General features: G+C 45.5%; 22 protein-coding genes. 3 read left to right on the plus strand and 19 right to left on the minus strand.

Annotated elements, in window-relative coordinates; all coding sequences use genetic code 11:
• Positions 1-595 precede the first annotated feature (595 nt).
• From PKI34_09855 to PKI34_09935, 17 genes are all read right to left on the minus strand, one after another.
• Complete coding sequence (locus PKI34_09855) at positions 596-838, minus strand: hypothetical protein (GenBank protein HNS18111.1); 243 nt, start codon at positions 836-838, stop codon at positions 596-598.
• Positions 839-1,019: 181 nt separating this feature from the next.
• Positions 1,020-1,409: a hypothetical protein gene (locus PKI34_09860; protein HNS18112.1), complete on the minus strand. Its 390-nt coding sequence runs from the start codon at positions 1,407-1,409 to the stop codon at positions 1,020-1,022.
• A gap of 168 nt (positions 1,410-1,577) precedes the next feature.
• Positions 1,578-3,125, minus strand: coding sequence for a DUF1214 domain-containing protein (locus PKI34_09865; protein ID HNS18113.1), 1,548 nt, complete (start codon positions 3,123-3,125; stop codon positions 1,578-1,580).
• 142 nt (positions 3,126-3,267) lie between these two features.
• On the minus strand, positions 3,268-3,645 hold the full coding sequence (locus PKI34_09870; GenBank protein HNS18114.1) for a Fic family protein: 378 nt from the start codon (positions 3,643-3,645) through the stop codon (positions 3,268-3,270).
• The gene (locus tag PKI34_09875) at positions 3,642-3,830 is read right to left on the minus strand and encodes a hypothetical protein (protein ID HNS18115.1); all 189 of its coding nucleotides are present in this window, start codon (positions 3,828-3,830) and stop codon (positions 3,642-3,644) included. Before PKI34_09875 ends, PKI34_09870 begins: the two co-directional genes overlap by 4 nt.
• Positions 3,831-4,159: 329 nt before the next feature.
• Complete coding sequence (locus PKI34_09880) at positions 4,160-4,486, minus strand: helix-turn-helix transcriptional regulator (protein ID HNS18116.1); 327 nt, start codon at positions 4,484-4,486, stop codon at positions 4,160-4,162.
• A 1-nt stretch (position 4,487) separates the two neighbouring features.
• Complete coding sequence (locus PKI34_09885) at positions 4,488-4,823, minus strand: type II toxin-antitoxin system RelE/ParE family toxin (GenBank protein HNS18117.1); 336 nt, start codon at positions 4,821-4,823, stop codon at positions 4,488-4,490.
• 219 nt (positions 4,824-5,042) lie between these two features.
• Positions 5,043-5,327: a putative addiction module antidote protein gene (locus PKI34_09890; protein HNS18118.1), complete on the minus strand. Its 285-nt coding sequence runs from the start codon at positions 5,325-5,327 to the stop codon at positions 5,043-5,045.
• A gap of 4 nt (positions 5,328-5,331) precedes the next feature.
• Positions 5,332-5,631, minus strand: a complete 300-nt coding sequence (locus tag PKI34_09895; protein ID HNS18119.1) for a type II toxin-antitoxin system RelE/ParE family toxin — start codon at positions 5,629-5,631, stop codon at positions 5,332-5,334.
• A 332-nt stretch (positions 5,632-5,963) separates the two neighbouring features.
• Positions 5,964-6,677, minus strand: a complete 714-nt coding sequence (locus tag PKI34_09900; GenBank protein HNS18120.1) for a tyrosine-type recombinase/integrase — start codon at positions 6,675-6,677, stop codon at positions 5,964-5,966.
• Complete coding sequence (locus tag PKI34_09905) at positions 6,632-6,850, minus strand: hypothetical protein (GenBank protein HNS18121.1); 219 nt, start codon at positions 6,848-6,850, stop codon at positions 6,632-6,634. The genes PKI34_09900 and PKI34_09905 overlap by 46 nt, the downstream gene beginning before the upstream one ends.
• A gap of 135 nt (positions 6,851-6,985) precedes the next feature.
• A complete protein-coding gene (gene ccsB / locus PKI34_09910) occupies positions 6,986-9,436 on the minus strand; it encodes a c-type cytochrome biogenesis protein CcsB (GenBank protein ID HNS18122.1) in 2,451 nt (816 codons plus the stop codon).
• Positions 9,437-9,467: 31 nt separating this feature from the next.
• Positions 9,468-10,328, minus strand: coding sequence for a TPM domain-containing protein (locus tag PKI34_09915; protein ID HNS18123.1), 861 nt, complete (start codon positions 10,326-10,328; stop codon positions 9,468-9,470).
• On the minus strand, positions 10,318-10,764 hold the full coding sequence (locus PKI34_09920; GenBank protein HNS18124.1) for a TPM domain-containing protein: 447 nt from the start codon (positions 10,762-10,764) through the stop codon (positions 10,318-10,320). Before PKI34_09920 ends, PKI34_09915 begins: the two co-directional genes overlap by 11 nt.
• A gap of 2 nt (positions 10,765-10,766) precedes the next feature.
• Positions 10,767-11,366: a LemA family protein gene (locus PKI34_09925; protein ID HNS18125.1), complete on the minus strand. Its 600-nt coding sequence runs from the start codon at positions 11,364-11,366 to the stop codon at positions 10,767-10,769.
• 74 nt (positions 11,367-11,440) lie between these two features.
• Complete coding sequence (gene htpG, locus PKI34_09930) at positions 11,441-13,351, minus strand: molecular chaperone HtpG (protein HNS18126.1); 1,911 nt, start codon at positions 13,349-13,351, stop codon at positions 11,441-11,443.
• Positions 13,352-13,487: 136 nt separating this feature from the next.
• On the minus strand, positions 13,488-13,955 hold the full coding sequence (locus PKI34_09935; protein HNS18127.1) for a hypothetical protein: 468 nt from the start codon (positions 13,953-13,955) through the stop codon (positions 13,488-13,490).
• Between the two features lie 119 nt (positions 13,956-14,074).
• Between PKI34_09935 and PKI34_09940 the strand changes: the two genes are divergently transcribed.
• The gene (locus tag PKI34_09940; GenBank protein HNS18128.1) at positions 14,075-15,097 is read left to right on the plus strand and encodes a branched-chain amino acid aminotransferase; all 1,023 of its coding nucleotides are present in this window, start codon (positions 14,075-14,077) and stop codon (positions 15,095-15,097) included.
• Here PKI34_09940 and pyrF read toward each other — a convergent pair.
• The gene (gene pyrF / locus PKI34_09945; GenBank protein ID HNS18129.1) at positions 15,064-15,909 is read right to left on the minus strand and encodes an orotidine-5'-phosphate decarboxylase; all 846 of its coding nucleotides are present in this window, start codon (positions 15,907-15,909) and stop codon (positions 15,064-15,066) included. The genes PKI34_09940 and pyrF overlap by 34 nt on opposite strands.
• Before the next feature lie 11 nt (positions 15,910-15,920).
• Positions 15,921-16,997 carry a peptide chain release factor 1 gene (gene prfA, locus PKI34_09950; GenBank protein ID HNS18130.1) on the minus strand — a complete coding sequence of 359 codons (1,077 nt, stop codon included), beginning with the start codon at positions 16,995-16,997 and terminating at the stop codon, positions 15,921-15,923.
• Positions 16,998-17,161: 164 nt separating this feature from the next.
• On the opposite strand from prfA, the gene PKI34_09955 reads away from it, so the two are divergent.
• Both PKI34_09955 and nfo read left to right on the plus strand, forming a co-directional pair.
• Complete coding sequence (locus tag PKI34_09955; protein HNS18131.1) at positions 17,162-18,379, plus strand: glycoside hydrolase family 47 protein; 1,218 nt, start codon at positions 17,162-17,164, stop codon at positions 18,377-18,379.
• A gap of 57 nt (positions 18,380-18,436) precedes the next feature.
• Positions 18,437-19,288, plus strand: coding sequence for a deoxyribonuclease IV (gene nfo / locus PKI34_09960; GenBank protein HNS18132.1), 852 nt, complete (start codon positions 18,437-18,439; stop codon positions 19,286-19,288).
• The last annotated feature ends 21 nt before the right edge of the window (positions 19,289-19,309 follow it).

A 19,309-nucleotide genomic window follows, 5' to 3' on the forward strand; every position in this document is an offset into this window, starting at 1 on the left:
TAAAACATATACAATCTGATTACTTCGCATAATAAAAAAGTGAGGATAATCGGCCTTATGCGAATGTTAGCATAAGGCCGATGCCATTATGGACAGATTGTCAGGTTCTGCACACCGATTTGAACTGAAAGGAGAATCGCTAAGAAAGAAAACACTTGAGAAAAAATAGTACTTTTATAACCCCATTTGACCTTTGAAATAGTGGCCTACTTTCCTCCGAAATCACTGGCCTGGTTTACTCCGAAATAAGTGGCCGACTTTGTCCGAAATAATCAGGCAGTTGCGCTAGGTTATGGCTTGTGGGCGGATTAAAACCGTTTCTTCGAAGAACTTTGCCTGTTATCGAAGAAATTCAGAATAATAATCCGGTTATCCCGAATAGTGTAAAAGATGCATACTTGCTTGATGATTACAAATCCTCTGATTCCTTTTTCTTTGTTTTCTAAAGTGCCAATTTCAGGAAATTCACTCAGAATATCGAGGAAATCATACACTTTTTTAACAAAGGACATTGTGACTTTGTTACCCTATTCATCAGAAAGATATATCAGGATTTTATCAAATTTCCTGTCCGCTCTCTTAGACCAAAGGATTTCTAAAGCCATTTTTTATGCTTTTTCATCATTTCATCAAGACTGAGCAGATTTTCTTCCTTTTCGCTCTCCTCGAATGCAATTAACAATTCTTCTTGTTCTTCATTTGTAAGACGGGACCATAATTTGCCATCTTTTGAAATAGTTCTACTTTTCATAAGATCATAAAACCTTAAAAGAAGGTGTTCATTGTCAATGCTGTCAATCAAATGATGGAAATTATTTTTAAGTTCAATTGTGGTCATTTTGCAGGAGGATTTCTACAAAGATAGGCAAAAAATTAAAATCCCCGCCCATAAGCCACAACGGTAGCGTATATGAGCCGTTGCGTCGCCAAAGCGCTTTGTGGTCTAGTTACCACTAGGAAACCAAGTGAGCGAACACTCGCAAACCCTCTACCAGCAATGGCTTATACACGCGGTGTGTTCAGTTGTTATTCATTTTCTTTTCAAATTCAATTAATTCAATCGGGGCTCCATTATGTTCAATCATTGCAACCCTTATCCCCTCACCAGGTGAATTAGGTGGAGTTAAAATATTGAAGTTGAATCTGGAAAGCTCCAAATCCAGATCATCAACTTCAAAGGCTATATGAGGAACCCTTTTAATAAGATCAAGAATGGGACTATCATTGTCAAACCGCATCCATTCAATCCCGTATGGACTTGTATTAAAACCGGAAACATATAATTTAAATTGAGGAATATAGCTCTCTTCTTCAATAGCCTTATCAGTGGGTATTCCTATATGATGATATCTCCAGCCCCATTCTGATGTCGCCAATGGAGGTTCACTTTCAAGTCTTTTTATATTCATGTTTAGGTGTATCTGGTTTCTTTTACAATTGAACACAACGGTAAATTGTATGAGTAGTGGCAGATTGCGTGGCAGTTTCCTGTCAAACCGCTGCGCAGTTTGAGCGGGTTACAAACCTTGAGATTGAGTACTTTCCCTGCCATTACTTATACAAAATGTTGTATGATGTTATTCCATCAATTCAAATTCCCCAGGCTTCCATATTTTATCAAAGTAGGCTTGCTCGGTGCCGTAAGTTCTGAATAAGGGAAACCATCCTTCACCTACATTGGTTTGTAGCCAATTACTTTCTTTGCCTTGGGGCGCTTTTGGACCGATATACAAATCCACACTGCCATCTGCGTTTATAATCAGATTCTTATCTCTCGAATCGACACTAGTAGCCCTTAGTTTATCCTTTGCATTTTTATTGTCGATAAAACAGCGGGTGTTTTCGCTGTATAAAGTCAATGACCAGAAATTAGAAGCAGGAATGCCTGCAGGTAAATGGATTTTGTATGTATTTGACCCAAGCAAGAAGTTGCCGTCTTTATCTTTCTTAGTGCTTAAATAGCTTGTCGTACCTGGTCCTGGCGTATTAGATTGCATGCCTGCAGTTACGGTTACAGCTTCATAATAGTACTGATTACTCTCATCTAAAAAATAATTCGACTTACTGGTTTTGGTTAACGGGAAATTAGTTAACTCTCTGTACCAACTGCTATTTTCATAATATGGCTCATCATGTCGCGGTTCTATTTGGTTAGCTTTACACATCAGTTCGCCCAAATTGGCTCCTTCCGTTAGAATCGTTTTTAGTTTTTCTGAAGGATTAAAGGGGTGGCCATTTTCAATACCCAGATATTTTAAGTAGGTATAGAAAATTTTATCTTCTTCCTTCTGTGGCTCATTTTGAATAAACTGATGCACCAATTCAAAATATTTTAAACCCCTGGATGGCATCCCCTCAAAACGTTTGTCGGTATTGGAAATGAATTTTGCTGGCTTTGAAATCTCTCCATATTTGCCAACAAGAAAATTCTCTTTCATCTTTTTGATTTCCGCTTCATCAGTGGACAGAAACCGTGTGCCAATCATTATTTTATTGGTTGTACTATTGATAACTGTGTACCCTTTGGTATTTAGTTTTGAAGTATCATATCCATTTGGAAGGACAAGGTATTTACCGCCTTTTCCCTTATCAGCGCCCATTAAGCCTAAATCGCCCAAGGAAAGTTGATAAAAATCCACTACTCCTCCGGCAGAAGCACCAGCAGGATAATCAATAACCAAAGGCCCCGTTTTAGAAAGATCTGCCCAACTGATCACATAAGGAGTGGTAGCGTTAGCAGTAAGTATACCTACTTTTTCATTAAATGATTTGTATTCCACAAAATCCAAATCTGCTCCGCCATATATTTCAGAATGCGCATTGTACCACATTTGAAAAGTCGTTACCGGAAGCGACCATTGATACACTTCAATAGCTCTTTGTAAACTCAATTGATCATTCAGTTTAGCGATAGATTCTTTAGCAATATAACTTTGATTCAATTGAATATCACCAAAATTGGTTTTTATCAATTCATCGCCATGCAAAGTAGCATCAGCAATTGCAATAGCATTACTGCTTTTGTCAGGATTGGTGGCCACTTCTTTTTGTGCTTGTTGGTTACAGCTTGATAAAGCTGCTGAAATTGCAACTATTAATAGTGCTTTGAATGTTGTTGTTTTCATTTTTCTATTTATTAGTAGAGTCATAGTTTTTAATATCATACAACGTTTGGCCGCTAAAACCAGTGCGTGGCTTGTGGGGATCGAGTCGGCGATCCTGGTGTAATAGCATTGGTTTTTAGCGGCATGTTAGTGCCCGTTCAAATTATTTTTTAATCACCCTTTCTGATAACCACGGATGAATTTGCTCGTGCGATAATTGACCTTTAGCAATTCTTATGACAAATTCATATTTCTCGGTCTGAGTTGCTTTCACATCCAAATTATTCTCCATAAGAAAATAACGCATAAGGACGTACCCAATCCGTTTATTTCCATCAAGAAATGGATGATTTGAAATTACACTCTCTAATAGGGCTGCCGCTTTTTCGATTGGGGAGGGATAAAGATCTTGCCGATCAAATGTCATGAACGGCCTTGAAATTGCAGATTCTAATGCCTTTTTGTCTCTAATACCATGGATTCCACCAAATTTTTCAATCAGAATCTTATGAATATTGATGACAAATTCTATTCGAATCATTTTGCAAGTCTTTCTAAAAGGTCCTGATCCTCTTTTAAAATCTTCCTAAGGTGACTAACAGATTCAAAATCCTTTTTGGACTTCTTTTCAAATTCCTTTAAATAAGATAGAATCTCATTAAGGAAGTCATCAGGTACCTTTTGAATTACTCGACTGATTTCTTTTCTTAAATCCTGTGTAGTCATAACCAATCAGTTTATACAAAGGTACAAAATTCCATTTTCCGGTATATTGTAAATTTTTGAATGTGCCCGGTAACGCTGTGCGCAGCGCCCTGGTCCGGGATTGAGGTGTAAAGTTAAGGATTATTGTATCAAATAGCAATCGGATCCCTCGCTTCGCTCGGGATGACGTGGAGGGTACTGAAGAAAAAAGGCGGCGCGGCACTCATCTGAAAAAACAATGTTGTGCCGCGCCGCCTTCACCCTTTTTCCAGCCTGGAACCGTCATCCCGAGCGCAGCGAGGGATCTCTCCCGGGCTGGGCGCTGCGCCTTCGTTACCGGGCGTTATTAATTAAACCATTTCAAGTTTTCCATCATAAAGTTCCACGGAAAAGTTCACCTTAGCCTTTAGCGCATTAAATACCTTAATGATGGTATCTATTCTTGCGTTTTTTGTGCTTCGTTCAAGTTTAGAGATTTGTGCTTTTTGAACTCCAACTAATTTTCCAAGTTCTTCCTGGGTGAGATTTCTGTCTTTTCTAATTTGTTTAATCATTTCTCCAAGAAGTTCCAGTTTGAGTTCATTTTCATATTTGTCCCTTTGTGGAGTACCAATTTTACCTAAAGTTTCATCTTTCAGCTGTTCAAGGGTGAATATTTCTAATTTATTCTTTTCCATGTTATTGATTTTCAAAATATTGTTTTTTGTTATTTACAGCTTTATCAATTTCATTTTTATTTACTCTTTCGGACTTTTTAATAAATCCGTGAGTGGATATCACTAATGTTTGTTCTTCGTTTCTTTTATCCCAAAAGGCAAGTAACCGGATTTTTAATGACTTTACTTGGATTCTGAATTCCCATATTTCATTCTGAAGTTTTTTAAATAGACTCGGGTCATTAACGTATGATGCTTTATCAAGTACGAAATAAATTTTTGACTGTGTTTTAAGATCTAGGCCGAAAATAAAATCCTTGGCCGGTATTAAAAGGACCACGGAAAATCGCTTTTGCATAAACAGAAATATTTACAAAAGTAATAAAAGTATCCCTAATAGGAAACTACAAATATTTTATTTCAAGATAATGCCCGGTAACGTGCAGCGGTAACCGTAGTTGCCGGAATTCGGAGACGAAAACTGTCAACCGAAAACGCGGCCAATTAAATGCTCATGCCTCCAAATTTACACTAATCCATGCAATTACGGTTACCGCATGTTGTGGTGCGTTTTTCTTTATGTTGTCATAGGGTTTATTTGTATCTTTCCGCCAATTGCTCTTAATACTTTCATGATAGTCTCAAACTGAGGTTTAGATCCATCCGATAAAGCTTTGTATAAACTAGGTCTACTTAATCCAGTTTCTTGAGCAATTTTTGTCATGCCCATTGATTTTGCAATATGTCCGATTGCTATAATTACATCGGAATCATTTCCTTCTGCTAGAACAGCATTAAGATATTCTGCAATCATCTCGTTACTATCTAAATAGTCAGCTATATCAAATTTTGAAGTTTCCATTTCTCTACTTTTTAATTCGTTTTAAAATCTCTTTTGCCTTTTCAATGTCTCTCTGCTGAGTTGATTTATCTCCACCAATAAGCAGGATAATGATTTTTCCGTCTGATTCTTTAAAATATACCCTATATCCATTAGCGTAGTCAATTTTTAATTCCCGAATTCCATTGCCAACAGGTTCGCAGTCTCCAAAGTGTTCATCATTCTCAATCTTTTGAATGCGAAACAATATTTTGGCTTTAGCTCTTAAATCCTTAAGTTTTCTCAGCCATCTGTCAAATTGGTCAGTTTTCTCAATTATATACATTCATAATATTGTATTCATTTGGATACAAATTTACGTAATCTTTTCTATTCGTGAAAAATTTTATTCAGAATTCAACAGGGAAATTAAAAACTTCTTAAAAGCTCACTCTGGGTCTTTTAAAATGCACCACAACGTTTCGCTAAAGGTATGGCCTTTATTTATACTCTGGCGGGTGAAATACTGCATTTATTGACTTTTATTCGGAAGTATTGGGTATTGATGTTATAATACCAAATCATAACTTTTTGTGTATTGACGAATCAATGCTTCCTGGTTTAAGTAAATGCTGTTTATCCGCTACCTGACCGCTTAATTCCCTCAAATATATGAAATTAAATGTCCAGATTATCCAGCGGACTTTTTATTTTTCCTAACCCCCGCTGCGTGATGTGCGTGTAAATCTCCGTCGTCTTTGGACTCTGATGACCAAGTAGCTCCTGTATATACCGCAAATCCACCCCGTGCTCCAGCAAATGTGTCGCAAAACAATGCCGCAACGTATGAACCGTGACCCTTTTCCTGATCCCTGCTCTATGTACAGCATCTTTGAGTATGTGCTGAATGCTAGTGGCACTGTATTGCCCCCCGAACTGACCCTCAAATAACCATTCCTTTGGCTTGTATTCCCTGAAATACTTCCTTAACAGTTCAAGAACCTTCTCCGATAAAATACTATACCTGTCCTTGTCCCCTTTCCCTCCCCTGATCTTCACGTACATCCGCTTCGAATCGATGTCCGCCGGTTTTAAATTGATCAACTCACCGCGCCGTAACCCGGCAGAATATATCAGCGATAGGATTGCTTTGTGCTTTATGTTCGCCGTATGTTTCAGGATCATTTGTACCTCCTGTTCACTCAGTACATTGGGCAGCTTTCTTCCCGTTTTTGGCCTTTGAATATAATATGTCTTTACCGGCCTGCCCAATACCTGCTCGTAATAAAACTTGATCGCATTGATCGCCTGATTCTGATACGACATCGAAACCTCTTTCTCCTCTATTAGATATAACAGGTATTCACGAATATCAGCTTCGGTGATATCCACCGGATCCTTGCCGGAATAAAATTCAAGAAATCCTGCCAGCACCGCTCCCCCGGTGCCCACCTTGCCCCGGGAATGGTCCTGCCCAGCTCTATTATCTCCTTGTCATACGGGAAGAACAATTTCAGCCGCTCCTTCCCCTCAATGATCCCCTTTTCAACTTTGATCGTTTTCATGATGTTTTTATTGGTTAATCCGGGAAAGACGAAAATGTGACCCGGGTTGAAAAGCAAATGGATGACTGAGTCCTGCAGACCTGCAGACCCGGGAACCTGAAGTCCCTTAAATCGCTCACCTCTGATCGCCGACCGCTAATCCCCTGATGCAGCAAGTTTCCGTTCGTGCCACCATGCAACGAATGATACGACGGCAATGAGGGCCAGCGTGTAGTAAACAAATGCGGGAATGGGTACCGGATCTCCGCTGGCGTAGGAGTGCAGTCCCGAAAGGTAATAGTTGACACCGAAATAGGTCATCAGCACCGAGCTGAACCCGATCAAAGCGGCAAAATTGAACGCAAATGTGCCCCTCAATCCAGGGATCATCCTCATATGCGTTATGAAGGCATAAACCAGCACGGTGACCAGGGCCCAGGTCTCTTTCGGATCCCAGCCCCAGTAGCGGCCCCAGGATTCATTGGCCCATACGGCGCCCAGAAAGGTTCCAATGGTGAGCAAAACCAGCCCGATCGTCAGGTTGATCTCATTGATCGTGGTGAGCTCAGTCAGTGTCAGGCTCATTTTCTTCTTGTTTTTATCCGTCCGGAAGCTGATCATCACCAGCGAGAGGAATCCCAGCAGGGCCCCGATGCCCAGGAAACTGTAACTGGCCGTGATCACCGCCACGTGGATGATGAGCCAGAAGGATTTCAGAACGGGCACCAGGTTGGTGATCTGAGGATCCAGCCATGCCATGTTGCCGACCATCAGCGTCAGGGAAGCAAGTATGGTGGTGATGGCCAGTGTAATATGCGATCTGCGGCTAAAAAGCAATCCCGACAATACTGTCGCCCAGGCAATGTAGATCATCGTTTCGTAACCATTACTCCAGGGTGCGTGCCCTGAAATGTACCAGCGGGCTGCCAGACCGAGGGTGTGGATGATGAACAAGATCCAGGCGAGTATATGGATGGTTCGTTTTATCCAGAAAGCGATGTTTTTTCCGGAAAGGATTTCTGCGAAAAGCAGCGCCAGGAATACAAATCCCAGCAATGCGTATGCAGGAAAGAGTCTTTTGAAAACATTCAGACGGTTATAGGAGATCTCCGTCTTTTTTTTCATTTCGGATGGATAAAGGTCTTTCCCGTATCGTTCCTGATAGATCCTGATCATGTTGACTGACGTGTCTGCCATCTTCCAGGATCCATTTTCGATCGCCTCATTTACCTCCATAAGGTAAAGCATCAGGATGTTATTTACGAAGCCAGCATTGGAGCTGTCGGGCATCTGTTCAATCTCCGGGCCAGGCGGATGCCAGGTATGGGCCGGGTCACCAGGCATGGGGAAAATTCTCAGGACGGAACCTGAATAGATCATGTAACAGATGTTCATCCTTTCGTCCACCTTGATGATATCCTTATCGAAAGCATTTCTTGCTGCCGGTTTTTTACTGTAGGCGGCATCCACGTACCTGCCGATTTTATAGGTGCCACTGTTCAGGTCAATGAAGTCATTGTAGGAAGCGAAATTACCCTTTGTTCCCAGCATCACTTTCAAGGATTCATCCGATAGCTTGATCAGCGGCACTGTCTGCCATGTTTCCGGATCGGAGATCATTCCCAGCAACACCTGGTCGGAGTTCAGGCCCAGAAACCTGTCTTTTCTATTGACTTTTCGGAGAAGTTCCGATGAGAGGGTATTGACAGGCTTGATCCGGCCCCCGTGATCCTGCACCATCAGTTCCCCAAACAGCCTGGCGTGGTCCTTGTCAATTATTTTAATAGCGTGGGGCAGTTGGTGGCCCGCCGGGATTGTTTGTCCTGCAGCCTGAGAAAAGATGAACAGACAAGCGATGACCAGGGGTATTGCATTTTTGCGGTCCATACTGATCCGGCTTAATTCCCCTGTCAGGAACCTGAAACGGCTTCTTTTGCTGAACAGATTCATCAACAGGCCGGCCATCAGCAGCGCATAACCGACATAGGTCAGGAACGTTCCCCAAAAATCGTGGTTGACCGAAAGGATGGTGCCCAGTTCGTCCTTATCGTACGACGACTGATAAAACCGAAATCCTCCGTAACTAAGCACATTGTTCATATAGATCCTCCTGGACTCATTAATGCCGTACCGTTCATCCACCAGGGTGACTTCGCTGGCAAAGGAGGAGGGGCTCAGGGAACCCGGGTACCGTTCCAGCTGGAAATCGCGAAGCTCCAGCGAGAAGGGGATTGTGATCTGCTTGCCGGTTTGGTCCAGGATGATCACGTTGGACTTCTCGTTTTCCCGGATGTGCATGGTCCCTTCATAGCCGGTAAACCGTGTGACGGCTGCACCCAGCAGAATAACGGTGAAGCCGAGGTGGAAGATCAGGGTGGTGTATTTTTTCTTCCGGATCAGCTTATTGGTGAGGATGTTGCCCAGCATGACGGCTCCGGCAACTGCCAGCAGGATCTCGAACCAGGTTGCACTGTATACAAGTTTTTTGGCTGTTTCTGTTCCAAAATCATTTTCGATGAATGTCGCACTGGCAATAGCCAGTGCAAAGATCAGCATCAGGGTCATTGCAAACTGCATCGAAAAGATATTCCCGGTAAATTTTTTCATAAGCCTACCGTCTACTACTTACTGCCTACTGCTACCACGAACCGCCGGCGCCGCCGCCGCCGAAGCTTCCGCCGCCGAAGCCTCCAAAGCCTCCGCCACCACCAAAGCCGCCACCGCCTCCGAAACCTCCGCGGCCACCTTTGAAGTCGCCCCAGCTTCCGCTATTGCCACCCTTACCCATACTGTTCAGGATCCAGATGGCTGTCCACCAGGGGATGGATTTCTTGCCTTCAGTGTAATAGTTGCCTCTTTTCCCGCTGAAGATGGCAAACCCGATGATGAAGATGATCAAGGGGATCACAAATGCCCAGGGAGAGGTATCGGTCTGTTTTAGGTACTGATCGGCTGTGAACTCTTTGGATGCCAGTGACATCAGGATGTTCACTCCATTTTCAAGACCGGTGAAGTAATCATTTTGCCCGAAAGCGGGGATCATTTCGTTATTGACGATACGTTCGGCTATCGCATCGGGTATGGCACCTTCCAGTCCATAACCTGTAGCTATGAAGACCTCCCCGGACTCCGAAGCTGTTTTGGGCTTCAGTAAGACAACGATCCCGTTGTTGAATCCCTTTTGTCCGACTCCCCATTTTTCGCCTATCTCGTAAGCATAACCAGCCTTGTCGTACCCTCCCAGTGACTTCACGATGACGATGGCAATCTGGGTGGAGGTAGTGTCGTTGAAACGGACCAGTTTATTCTCCAGATAAGCGATCTGATTCGCCGGGAGGAGACCGGCTAAATCGTTGACCAGCCGAGGAGGGTAAGGCCTCTCGGGTATGCTCTGTCCGAACCCGGTGACCTGTCCGAACATCAGGCAAAACAGGACAAGGATCACGAACCTGTTGGAATTCCCGTACGTTCTCATCAGGCTTCCTGGCTTATTCATCATTGAACGATATTTCATCCGGAAGCTCATTGATGTCACTGCTGAGGTAAGGGAAATGTTTCTTCATCTGAAACCCTGCCTTTTCGATCGCCTGGATCAACCCTTCAACAAACCTGTTTTCACGAAACTGGCTGATCATATCCGCTTCAATGCCATCCCAGAAATTTTCCGGGACGACTCCGTTGATGCCAACATCGCCAAGGATGGCGAACTTGCGGTTGCGGATGGCCAGATAGATGAGAACTCCGTTGCGGAGCCGGGTTTTGTGCATGTTCAGTTTTTCGAACAATTTGGCGGCACGGTCCATCACATCACCTGTGCAAGTGGTTTCAACGTGAACCCTGATCTCTCCGGAGGTATCCAGCTCTGCCTGCCGGATGGCCATTTTGATGTCTTCTTTTTCTAAGAGTGTGAAGAAAGTAGATGCTTTAATCTTCATGATTAAAATTCCACTTTGGGTGCTTCATCGGCGCCTGGTTTAGCTTCAAAATAGGGCTTCCTGTCGAATCCGAACAGGCCTGCCACAATGTTACGCGGAAATCTTCGGATACTGGTGTTGTACTCCCTGGCCGTGTCATTGAATTTCTGCCGTTCTACCGTAATCCTGTTCTCCGTACCTTCCAGCTGTGCCTGGAGCTCAAGGAAATTCTGGTTGGCTTTCAGATCGGGATATCGTTCAACCGTTACCAGCAACCGTGACAGTGCTGAGCTCAGTTGAGCCTGTGCCTGTTCAAATTGCTGGAGCGCTTCCGGTGTAAGGTTTTCTGGATCAATGGTCATCGATGATGCTTTCGCCCTTGCCTCGATCACTTTCGTAAAGGTTTCCTGCTCGTGTTCCGCATATCCTTTCACGGTATTGACCAGGTTGGGGATAAGGTCAGCCCTTCGCTGGTAAACATTCTCGACCTGGGCCCACTGTGCGGATACTTTTTCTTCAAGGGTCACCAGATTATTGTAAATCCCCGTAGCCCAGCCGATAAAGAGAAGGACCAGCAGCAGGATCACCGCGATGACCACCCATTTGGTGTACTTGTTTGACATGGTGATGATGTTTTTAATTCGTTGTAAAGTGCTAAATTGTCAATTTGTTAAAGTGTATAGGATCAACTGCCAATCTACAGCATGATCTCCACACTTCTTTTTACAAAATTAGTTAAATCTTCACCCGTCAGCATTTGTTGTGATAGAAGTGCAAGATCTTTTAATTGTTTGGCCAGCTGATTTTGTTCCCCGGGTTCCTTTATGCCCAGCAATTTGCTTATGACAGGATGGTTGACATTGATCACAAAGTTAAAGGTTTCGGGCATGTCTTTCATGAAGGGCATCCCGCCTCCAAGTTTCGACATGTCTTTCATCCTGCGCATGAATTCGGGCTGGGTGATGATTACCGGAGAATCTTTTTCGCTCATGCTTTCCATTTGAATGATGAACCTGTCCTTATCCAGGATGTTCTCAAAAAGCGCCTTAACCTCTTCTTTTTCCTTATCGCTTAATTTGGCTGGCATTTCCTCCTCTTTCCTGATGAGTTTGTCGATCACATCTGCGTCAACGCGGGCAAAATGACTGTTTTCAAGCTTCATTTCCAGTGCATTGATGAAGTGCGGATCCAGCGGGCCATCCATTACCAGCACATCATAGCCTCTCTCCCTTGCGTTTTCGATAAAACCATGCTGTTCATTCCTGTTGGATGCATAAAGGTAAATGAGCTTTTTATCCTTATCGGTCTGGGTATCCTTGATATGTGCGGCATAATCGTCCAGGGTGAAATAGGCACCTTCCGTATTTTTTAACAGGGTGAAATGGCTGGCCCGCTCGTAGAACTTTTCGTCGGAGATCATTCCATATTCAATGAAGAGCTTGATGTCTTCCCATTTTTTTTCGAACTCTTCCCTGTTGTTTTTAAAGATCTCCTCCAGCCGGTCAGCTACTTTTTTGGTGATATGGTTGCTTATTTTTTTGACACTGGCATCGCTTTGCAGGTAGCTTCTGGAGACATTCAGCGGAATGTCGGGTGAATCAATGACCCCGTGCAGCAGGGCAAGGAAGTCCGGAACGATCCCTTCCACCGAATCGGTTACAAAGACCTGGTTACAGTAAAGCTGGATCTTATCTTTTCTGACTTCGAGGTAATTGGATATTTTTGGAAAATAAAGTATGCCTGTCAGGTTAAAGGGATAGTCCACATTCAGGTGGATATTGAACAGCGGCTCCTCAAACGTTGCAGGGTACAGTTCCCTGTAAAAAGTCAGGTAATCCTCGTCCTTCAGATCAGCGGGTTTGCGGCGCCAGGCCGGATTGATGTTGTTGACGATCCGCGGTTTCTCCACCTCAACGGTCTTGGCGTGTCCGTGTTCATCTTTTTCTCCTTCCACGGGCTCATAGGTCTTTTCCGTTCCGAAGCGGATGGGAATGGGCAGGAACTTACAGTATTTTTTCAGAAGTTCAAGGATGCGGTACTCGTTCAGGAATTCTTCTGAATCCTTTGAAATGTGGAGCGTAACGGTGGTACCCCGGTCATCCTTTTCAGTTTCTTCCAAGGTGTATTCAGGGGATCCGTCGCATTCCCATCTGACAGCTTTGGTGGCTCCTCCTTTTTTGTAGGTTTTGGTCATTATGACCACCTTATCGGATACCATGAATGTCGAATAGAACCCCAGTCCGAAATGTCCGATTAGGGAACGGGCTTCATCCTCACTCTTTCCCTTGAATTTCTTCACAAATTCCTCGGCACTCGAAAAAGCGATCTGATTGATGTATTTGTCCACTTCTTCAGCGGTCATGCCAATGCCCCGGTCTTTTACGGTGATCGTCCTTGCTTTTTCATCGACTTCCACCTCGATGGTCAGATCACCCAGTTCCTCCTTGTATTTACCCAGGGAAGCAATGGTTTTAAGTTTCAATGTGGCATCCACTGCATTGGATATCAACTCTCTGAGGAAAATTTCGTGATCTGAGTAAAGAAATTTTTTGATGATGGGAAAGATGTTTTCGGTTTTGACCTGTATGGTGCCTTTTTCCATAGCCATTATATTTTAGAGATTATTGGAGCCACTGCTGAACAAAGGATATGCCATGGGGAGAGGGCTGACAAAATGGCAAAAAGAAGAAAAGAATGACGAACAGAGGCATGCTGATCTCTGATTTCTGAAATCATTTCAAAATTCAAAAATCAACATTCCTTGTTCGTAAATCATTACTTCCCCTCAGATGTGTTCCCCAGTACCCGATGAGTATTGCTTCGGCGGCATCGTCGACCAACGAAGTCGGTTTTGGGCCGTTACACTTGCTGATCACCGTTCTGGCTAAATTCAGGGCGCTCTGTTTTGACTGTTCGCCAGTCCGAACCTCCTTCGGATTAAAAAGATCTTGCCGCCATTCTTCCGCATAGATCTGCCGGAAACCGATCCCCCGTCGCTGGCATTCTTTCATCCAGATCCGGGCGATGTCGCCTCCTCCCTCCAGGATGACCTGTGTAAGGGAAGGGATCTGGCTGAGCATATTCTGAATATCCCCTCTTAACCGTTGTTTGTTCCCGTAATTTCGCGACCGGTACCACAACAGCTGTCCCTCCGAATTGTAAAGTGCAAATCCGGTTCTCACGCCAAGGTCCACGGCCAGCAAGCAATTCATGGGGAAACAATTATTTAAAACCGATAAAAATAGGCATAAAAAGCGAGTTGCATCAGTTGATATTTCCCTTTTTATTAACTTTGTGAGGCACGATACTGTTGAATTAAAACGTAATACTTATGAACATTGACTGGGGTAGTTTGCCGTTTGGGTATTTCAAGACGGATTACAACGTACGGTGTTATTACCGTGATGGTGAATGGGGGGAACTTGAGATCAGTTCCTCTGAATATGTCATGTTGCACATGGCTGCAACAACCCTGCACTATGGCCAGGGAGCCTTTGAGGGCATGAAAGTCTTCCGGGGTGTTGACGGGAAAGCCCGTTTGTTCCGATGGGAGGAAAATGGCAAACGTTTACAGCGTTCCGCCGACGGGATCATGATGGCGCCGGTGCCCCTGGATTTGTTTCACAAGGCCATCATTACGGTGACCAGGATGAATAAAAATTACATCCCACCTTATGGCACAGGTGCTGCGCTGTACCTCCGTCCGGTTCTTTTTGGCAGCGGACCTCAGGTAGGGGTGAAGCCTGCCACGGAGTACACCTTGATCATTTTTGCCACACCAGTGGGTCCCTATTTTAAGGAAGGATTTAAACCCGTACCCATTCAGCTGGTCAGGGATTATGACCGGGCAGCTCCACAGGGCACAGGGCATATCAAAGTCGGCGGTAACTATGCAGCCAGTCTGCGGCCTGCTGACCGGGCGCATAAAGAAGGATTCTCTTCCGTTTTGTTTCTGGACTCCAAGGAAAATAAATACATCGACGAAGCCGGTCCGGCCAATTTCTTTGGAATTAAAGGGAATACCTATGTGACACCTGATTCACACACCATTCTTCCCTCCATCACCAACATGTGCCTGCGCCAGCTGGCAAAGGACCTGGGGATGAAGGTTGAACAGCGGCACGTTCCTGTGGAAGAGCTGGAAGAATTCGAAGAGGTGGGCGCCTGTGGCACAGCGGCTGTCATTTCGCCCATTGGAAAGATCCACGACAGGGAAACAGGAAAGGTTTATACGTATTGCAAGGACGGAAAGTCTGGTTGTGTGTCGGAAAAATTATACCGCAGGCTGACGGCCATCCAGTATGCCGAGGAACCGGATCCCTATGGCTGGACAGAAGTGGTGGAAGGAGCGTAAGGAAGCAGCCGTGCCATTTCCTGCTGAATTTCCGAGGCAGCTTCACGTGCTTTCAGGGCAAAGTCTTCCCCGGTGGATGCATAAATGATCCCCCGTGAAGAATTAACGATCAATCCGCAGTTATCATTCATTCCATGCCGGACCACTTCTTCCAGGCTGCCCCCCTGGGCGCCAACACCGGGCACCAGCAAAAAATGATCAGGAACGATCCTGCGGATGTCAGCCAGCATCTCTGCCCGTGTTGCACCGGCAACGAACATCATATTTTCTTTCGTCGCCCAGGACGATGACCGTTCCAGCACCTGCTCAAAAAGCTTTTTATGCTCTGAATTGGCAAAGAACTGAAAATCAGTGGCCCCTTTGTTGGAAGTGATGGCCAGTATAATGATCCATTTACCCGGGTAGGAGAGAAAGGGAGTGATGCTGTCTTCCCCCATGTAAGGGGCAACGGTCACCGCATCGCAGTCGAGTGTTTCGAAAAAAGCTTTGGCGTAATGCTTTGAGGTGTTGCCAATGTCCCCGCGTTTGGCATCTGCAATGACCAGAACACCGGGATCGGCTGCACGAATGTAACGGACGGTTTTTTCAAAGCTGATCCAGCCCCGGGCACCCTGGCTTTCATAAAAAGCCAGGTTTGGCTTGTAGGCGATAACCAGGTCGTGCGTGGCATCAATGATGGCCTTGTTAAAGGCAAATACAGGATCATCCGCTTTTAGCAGGTGGACCGGCATGCTTCCCGGATCCGTATCAAGACCAATGCATAAGAAGGATCTTCTTTTCAGGATCTGGCCGGTGAGTTCTTTATAGGTCATGGATTATCTGGTTATTCACTGCTGACAGCTTCTTTCATCCGCTCTGCGTTTTCTGCAACTTGCAGGGCGTCAAGAAGTTCCTGGATGTTTCCGTTCAGGATGGAAGGGAGGTTATAAAGGGTAAGATTGATCCGATGATCGGTCACCCGTCCCTGCGGGTAGTTATAGGTCCGGATCTTGGCGGAGCGGTCCCCTGTGCTGACCATGGTCTTACGGCGTGTGGAGATCTCATCCATTCGTTTCTCGTACTCCAGTTCATAGATTCGGCTTCTGAGCACTACCATGGCCCTTTCCATGTTCTTGATCTGGGACTTCTGATCCTGGCAGGTCACTACAATGCCCGTTGGAATGTGGGTGAGCCGTACCGCTGAGTAGGTCGTGTTAACGGATTGTCCGCCCGGTCCGGATGAACAGTACGTGTCTTTACGGACATCTTCCGGATTGATTTCCACGTCAAATTCCTCCGCCTCCGGTAAAATCGCCACGGTAGCAGCCGATGTATGAATACGGCCCTGGGCTTCGGTGACGGGTACCCGCTGTACCCGGTGCACACCCGACTCATACTTCAGTTGACCAAAGACATTTTCTCCCTGGACCTTGAAAATAACTTCCTTGAATCCACCAACCGTTCCCTCGGTGTAATCAATCATTTCCACTTTCCACCCCTTGTCTTCGCAATACTTCGTGTACAACCGGTAAAGATCTCCGGCGAACAGGCTGGCTTCGTCGCCACCCGTACCCGCCCTGATTTCCACGATGGCATTGCGGCTGTCTTCCGGATCTTTCGGGATCAGCAGCACCCGGATATCCTCCTCCATTTTTTCTTTCCGTTCATTCAAAACCTCCATCTCCTCTTTTGCCATGATCCTGAACTCTTCATCCTTTTCAGTATACAGGACATCTTTAACGCTGATGATATTGTTCAGGATGGTTTTGTACCGCTTGTAAGCGTCAATGACAGGCTGAAGGTCTTTGTAATCTTTGTTCAGCTTGATATAACGCTTCATGTCGGATAGAACATCCGGATGGTTCATCTCCTCGGCAATCTGCAACCAGCGTGTATGTAGGGCTTCAAGTTTTTCCAGCATAGCTCATTTCAAAGTGGCTGCAAAATTACATTAAATTTCATTTGGATGGGTTATATTTGCGGGGGAGAGAATTTGCCAGTCAGCAGCCTGTCCTGAGGAGCGTAGTGACGAAGGATCAGCAGTCTGACAATTTAATAATTTGACAATTTGACAATAGATCCTTAATGTCAAAGTCAGTTTTCTTTTTTGTTCTGGTGCTTATCTCCGGATGTATGAACAGGAACGTGCCTCATCAGGAGCTATCCGGTACGCTGTCGGTCAGCAGGGACAGCCTTGCGCAATGCGTCAGGGAAGAATACCTGCGTTCATGGCAGGACTATAAGTCGCATGCCATGGGATTTGATGATGTGCTTTCAGTTTCAGGGCAGCCTCATAACTGGTATGGGGAAAGTTTACTGATCACGCCCATCGATGCGCTGGACGGTATGATCCTGCCTGGGCTCAAACAGGAAGCAGATTCGCTCGTCGGATATATCGTACGACAGGCATCCTGGGATAAGGATGTTGACGTTTCCGTTTTTGAGATCAATATCCGTTGCCTGGGGGAATTGCTGGCCTCCTACGAAATGACGGGCGATGAGCGCCTGCTGTACCTGGCTGAAGATCTGGGCAAGAGGCTTCTCCCTGTATTCTCATCTTCCACCGGAATGCCCTACCGGTTCGTCAACCTTCATTCAGACCGGATCAGTGGAAAGGTGTCCAATCCGGCGGAGATCGGAACATTGATCCTTGAAGTTGGCGTGCTGAGCCGCTGCACGGAGAATCCCCTTTACTATGACCTGGCCAAGCGGGCCATCACGGAGCTTAATAACAACAGATCCTCCATCGGGCCGGTAGGGGAGACCATCAACGTTGAAACAGGCGAATGGACAAACACCAGCAGCCACGTGGGAGCATGCATAGACTCCTACTACGAACACCTTTACAAAGGCTGGCTGCTGTTTGGCGATCCAAATCGTAAAATCATGTGGGATACCCACATCCAGGCAGTGAACCGGCACTGCGCCGCGGAGAATCAGAAAGGGTTCTGGTACGGCAGGGTGGATATGCAGATCATCCCCGGGGGAGAGATGTATTACCTGAGGCCTGAGATCATTGAATCGTGCTATTACCTGCATCATTGTACAGGAGAAGAGAAGTACCTTGAAATGGCCGGCAGGATCTTTTCCGATCTGCAGGCCCATGCCAGAACCGGCATTGGGTATACCGTCGTCAGGAATCTGATCACCAAAGAAAAAAGAGACCGGATGGAAAGCTTTCTTTTCGGAGAAACGCTCAAGTACCTCTACCTGATCTTTGCACCCGAAGAAACGATCGACTTCGACCAGGTCATCTTCACCACCGAAGCGCATCCGATGACATATAAAGATGTAACGATATAACGATATAACGATGTAACGATATTTAAATTTAATATTGACAATTGACAATTTACAATTATGAAATACGTAGGAGCACACATCAGTACGTCGGGAGGAGTGGAAAATGCACCGGTCAATGCCCATTTGATCGGGGCCAGGGCATTCGCGATGTTCACCAAAAACCAGCGGCAATGGTTTGCCAGGCCTTATACTCCCGGGAACATTGAAAATTTCAAAAAGAACTGTGAACAACTCGGTTATCTGCCATTCCAGATCTTACCCCACGACGGATACCTGATCAATCTGGGGCATCCCGATGCGGCCGGACTGAAGCAATCCAGGGATGCCTTTCTGGACGAGATGCAACGTTGTGAACAGCTTGGCCTCGACCGGCTGAATTTTCACCCGGGCAGCCATCTGGGCCGGATCAGTGAGGAGGAATGTCTGCTGATCATCGCTGAATCGGTGAACCTGGCTCTGGAAAAAACGAAGGGAGTGATCGCCGTCATTGAAAATACGGCCGGGCAGGGCTCCAATGTGGGCTATCAGTTCGAGCATCTCAGGTTGATTATTGACCAGGTGAACGATAAAAGCCGCGTGGGTGTATGCCTGGATACATGCCACGCCTATGCGGCGGGGTACGACATCAAGACCCCGGAAGGTTATGAGGCTACCTTTCGCAAATTCGATGAGATCGTCGGATTTGATTATTTGAAAGGGATGCACCTGAACGATGCCAAAAAAGGGCACGGCAGCCGGGTTGACCGCCACGAGGTGATCGACGGGGGCACCCTGGGTGAGGAAGTTTTCCGCCGGATCATGAATGATCCCCGTTTCGATAATATGCCGCTTATACTTGAAACCCCTGAAGAGGAGCGCTGGGAGGAGGAGATCCGAAGGCTGTACTCAATGGTAGGCAGCAGGCAGTAGGCAGTACACAATTGTCAATTG

The organism is Bacteroidales bacterium (assembly GCA_035342335.1).
In the GTDB taxonomy this organism is placed as follows: Bacteria; Bacteroidota; Bacteroidia; order Bacteroidales; family JAGONC01; genus JAGONC01.

What these genes read in the sequence shown, in the direction of transcription:
- PKI34_09855 (HNS18111.1), bottom strand. Translation starts at nt 838, where the DNA reads ATGACCACAATTGAACTTAAAAATAATTTCCATCATTTGATTGACAGC.
- PKI34_09860 (HNS18112.1), bottom strand. Translation starts at nt 1,409, where the DNA reads ATGAATATAAAAAGACTTGAAAGTGAACCTCCATTGGCGACATCAGAA.
- PKI34_09865 (HNS18113.1), bottom strand. Translation starts at nt 3,125, where the DNA reads ATGAAAACAACAACATTCAAAGCACTATTAATAGTTGCAATTTCAGCA.
- PKI34_09870 (HNS18114.1), bottom strand. Translation starts at nt 3,645, where the DNA reads ATGATTCGAATAGAATTTGTCATCAATATTCATAAGATTCTGATTGAA.
- PKI34_09875 (HNS18115.1), bottom strand. Translation starts at nt 3,830, where the DNA reads ATGACTACACAGGATTTAAGAAAAGAAATCAGTCGAGTAATTCAAAAG.
- PKI34_09880 (HNS18116.1), bottom strand. Translation starts at nt 4,486, where the DNA reads ATGGAAAAGAATAAATTAGAAATATTCACCCTTGAACAGCTGAAAGAT.
- PKI34_09885 (HNS18117.1), bottom strand. Translation starts at nt 4,823, where the DNA reads ATGCAAAAGCGATTTTCCGTGGTCCTTTTAATACCGGCCAAGGATTTT.
- PKI34_09890 (HNS18118.1), bottom strand. Translation starts at nt 5,327, where the DNA reads ATGGAAACTTCAAAATTTGATATAGCTGACTATTTAGATAGTAACGAG.
- PKI34_09895 (HNS18119.1), bottom strand. Translation starts at nt 5,631, where the DNA reads ATGTATATAATTGAGAAAACTGACCAATTTGACAGATGGCTGAGAAAA.
- PKI34_09905 (HNS18121.1), bottom strand. Translation starts at nt 6,850, where the DNA reads ATGAAAACGATCAAAGTTGAAAAGGGGATCATTGAGGGGAAGGAGCGG.
- ccsB (HNS18122.1), bottom strand. Translation starts at nt 9,436, where the DNA reads ATGAAAAAATTTACCGGGAATATCTTTTCGATGCAGTTTGCAATGACC.
- PKI34_09915 (HNS18123.1), bottom strand. Translation starts at nt 10,328, where the DNA reads ATGATGAATAAGCCAGGAAGCCTGATGAGAACGTACGGGAATTCCAAC.
- PKI34_09920 (HNS18124.1), bottom strand. Translation starts at nt 10,764, where the DNA reads ATGAAGATTAAAGCATCTACTTTCTTCACACTCTTAGAAAAAGAAGAC.
- PKI34_09925 (HNS18125.1), bottom strand. Translation starts at nt 11,366, where the DNA reads ATGTCAAACAAGTACACCAAATGGGTGGTCATCGCGGTGATCCTGCTG.
- htpG (HNS18126.1), bottom strand. Translation starts at nt 13,351, where the DNA reads ATGGCTATGGAAAAAGGCACCATACAGGTCAAAACCGAAAACATCTTT.
- PKI34_09935 (HNS18127.1), bottom strand. Translation starts at nt 13,955, where the DNA reads ATGAATTGCTTGCTGGCCGTGGACCTTGGCGTGAGAACCGGATTTGCA.
- PKI34_09940 (HNS18128.1), top strand. Translation starts at nt 14,075, where the DNA reads ATGAACATTGACTGGGGTAGTTTGCCGTTTGGGTATTTCAAGACGGAT.
- pyrF (HNS18129.1), bottom strand. Translation starts at nt 15,909, where the DNA reads ATGACCTATAAAGAACTCACCGGCCAGATCCTGAAAAGAAGATCCTTC.
- prfA (HNS18130.1), bottom strand. Translation starts at nt 16,997, where the DNA reads ATGCTGGAAAAACTTGAAGCCCTACATACACGCTGGTTGCAGATTGCC.
- PKI34_09955 (HNS18131.1), top strand. Translation starts at nt 17,162, where the DNA reads ATGTCAAAGTCAGTTTTCTTTTTTGTTCTGGTGCTTATCTCCGGATGT.
- nfo (HNS18132.1), top strand. Translation starts at nt 18,437, where the DNA reads ATGAAATACGTAGGAGCACACATCAGTACGTCGGGAGGAGTGGAAAAT.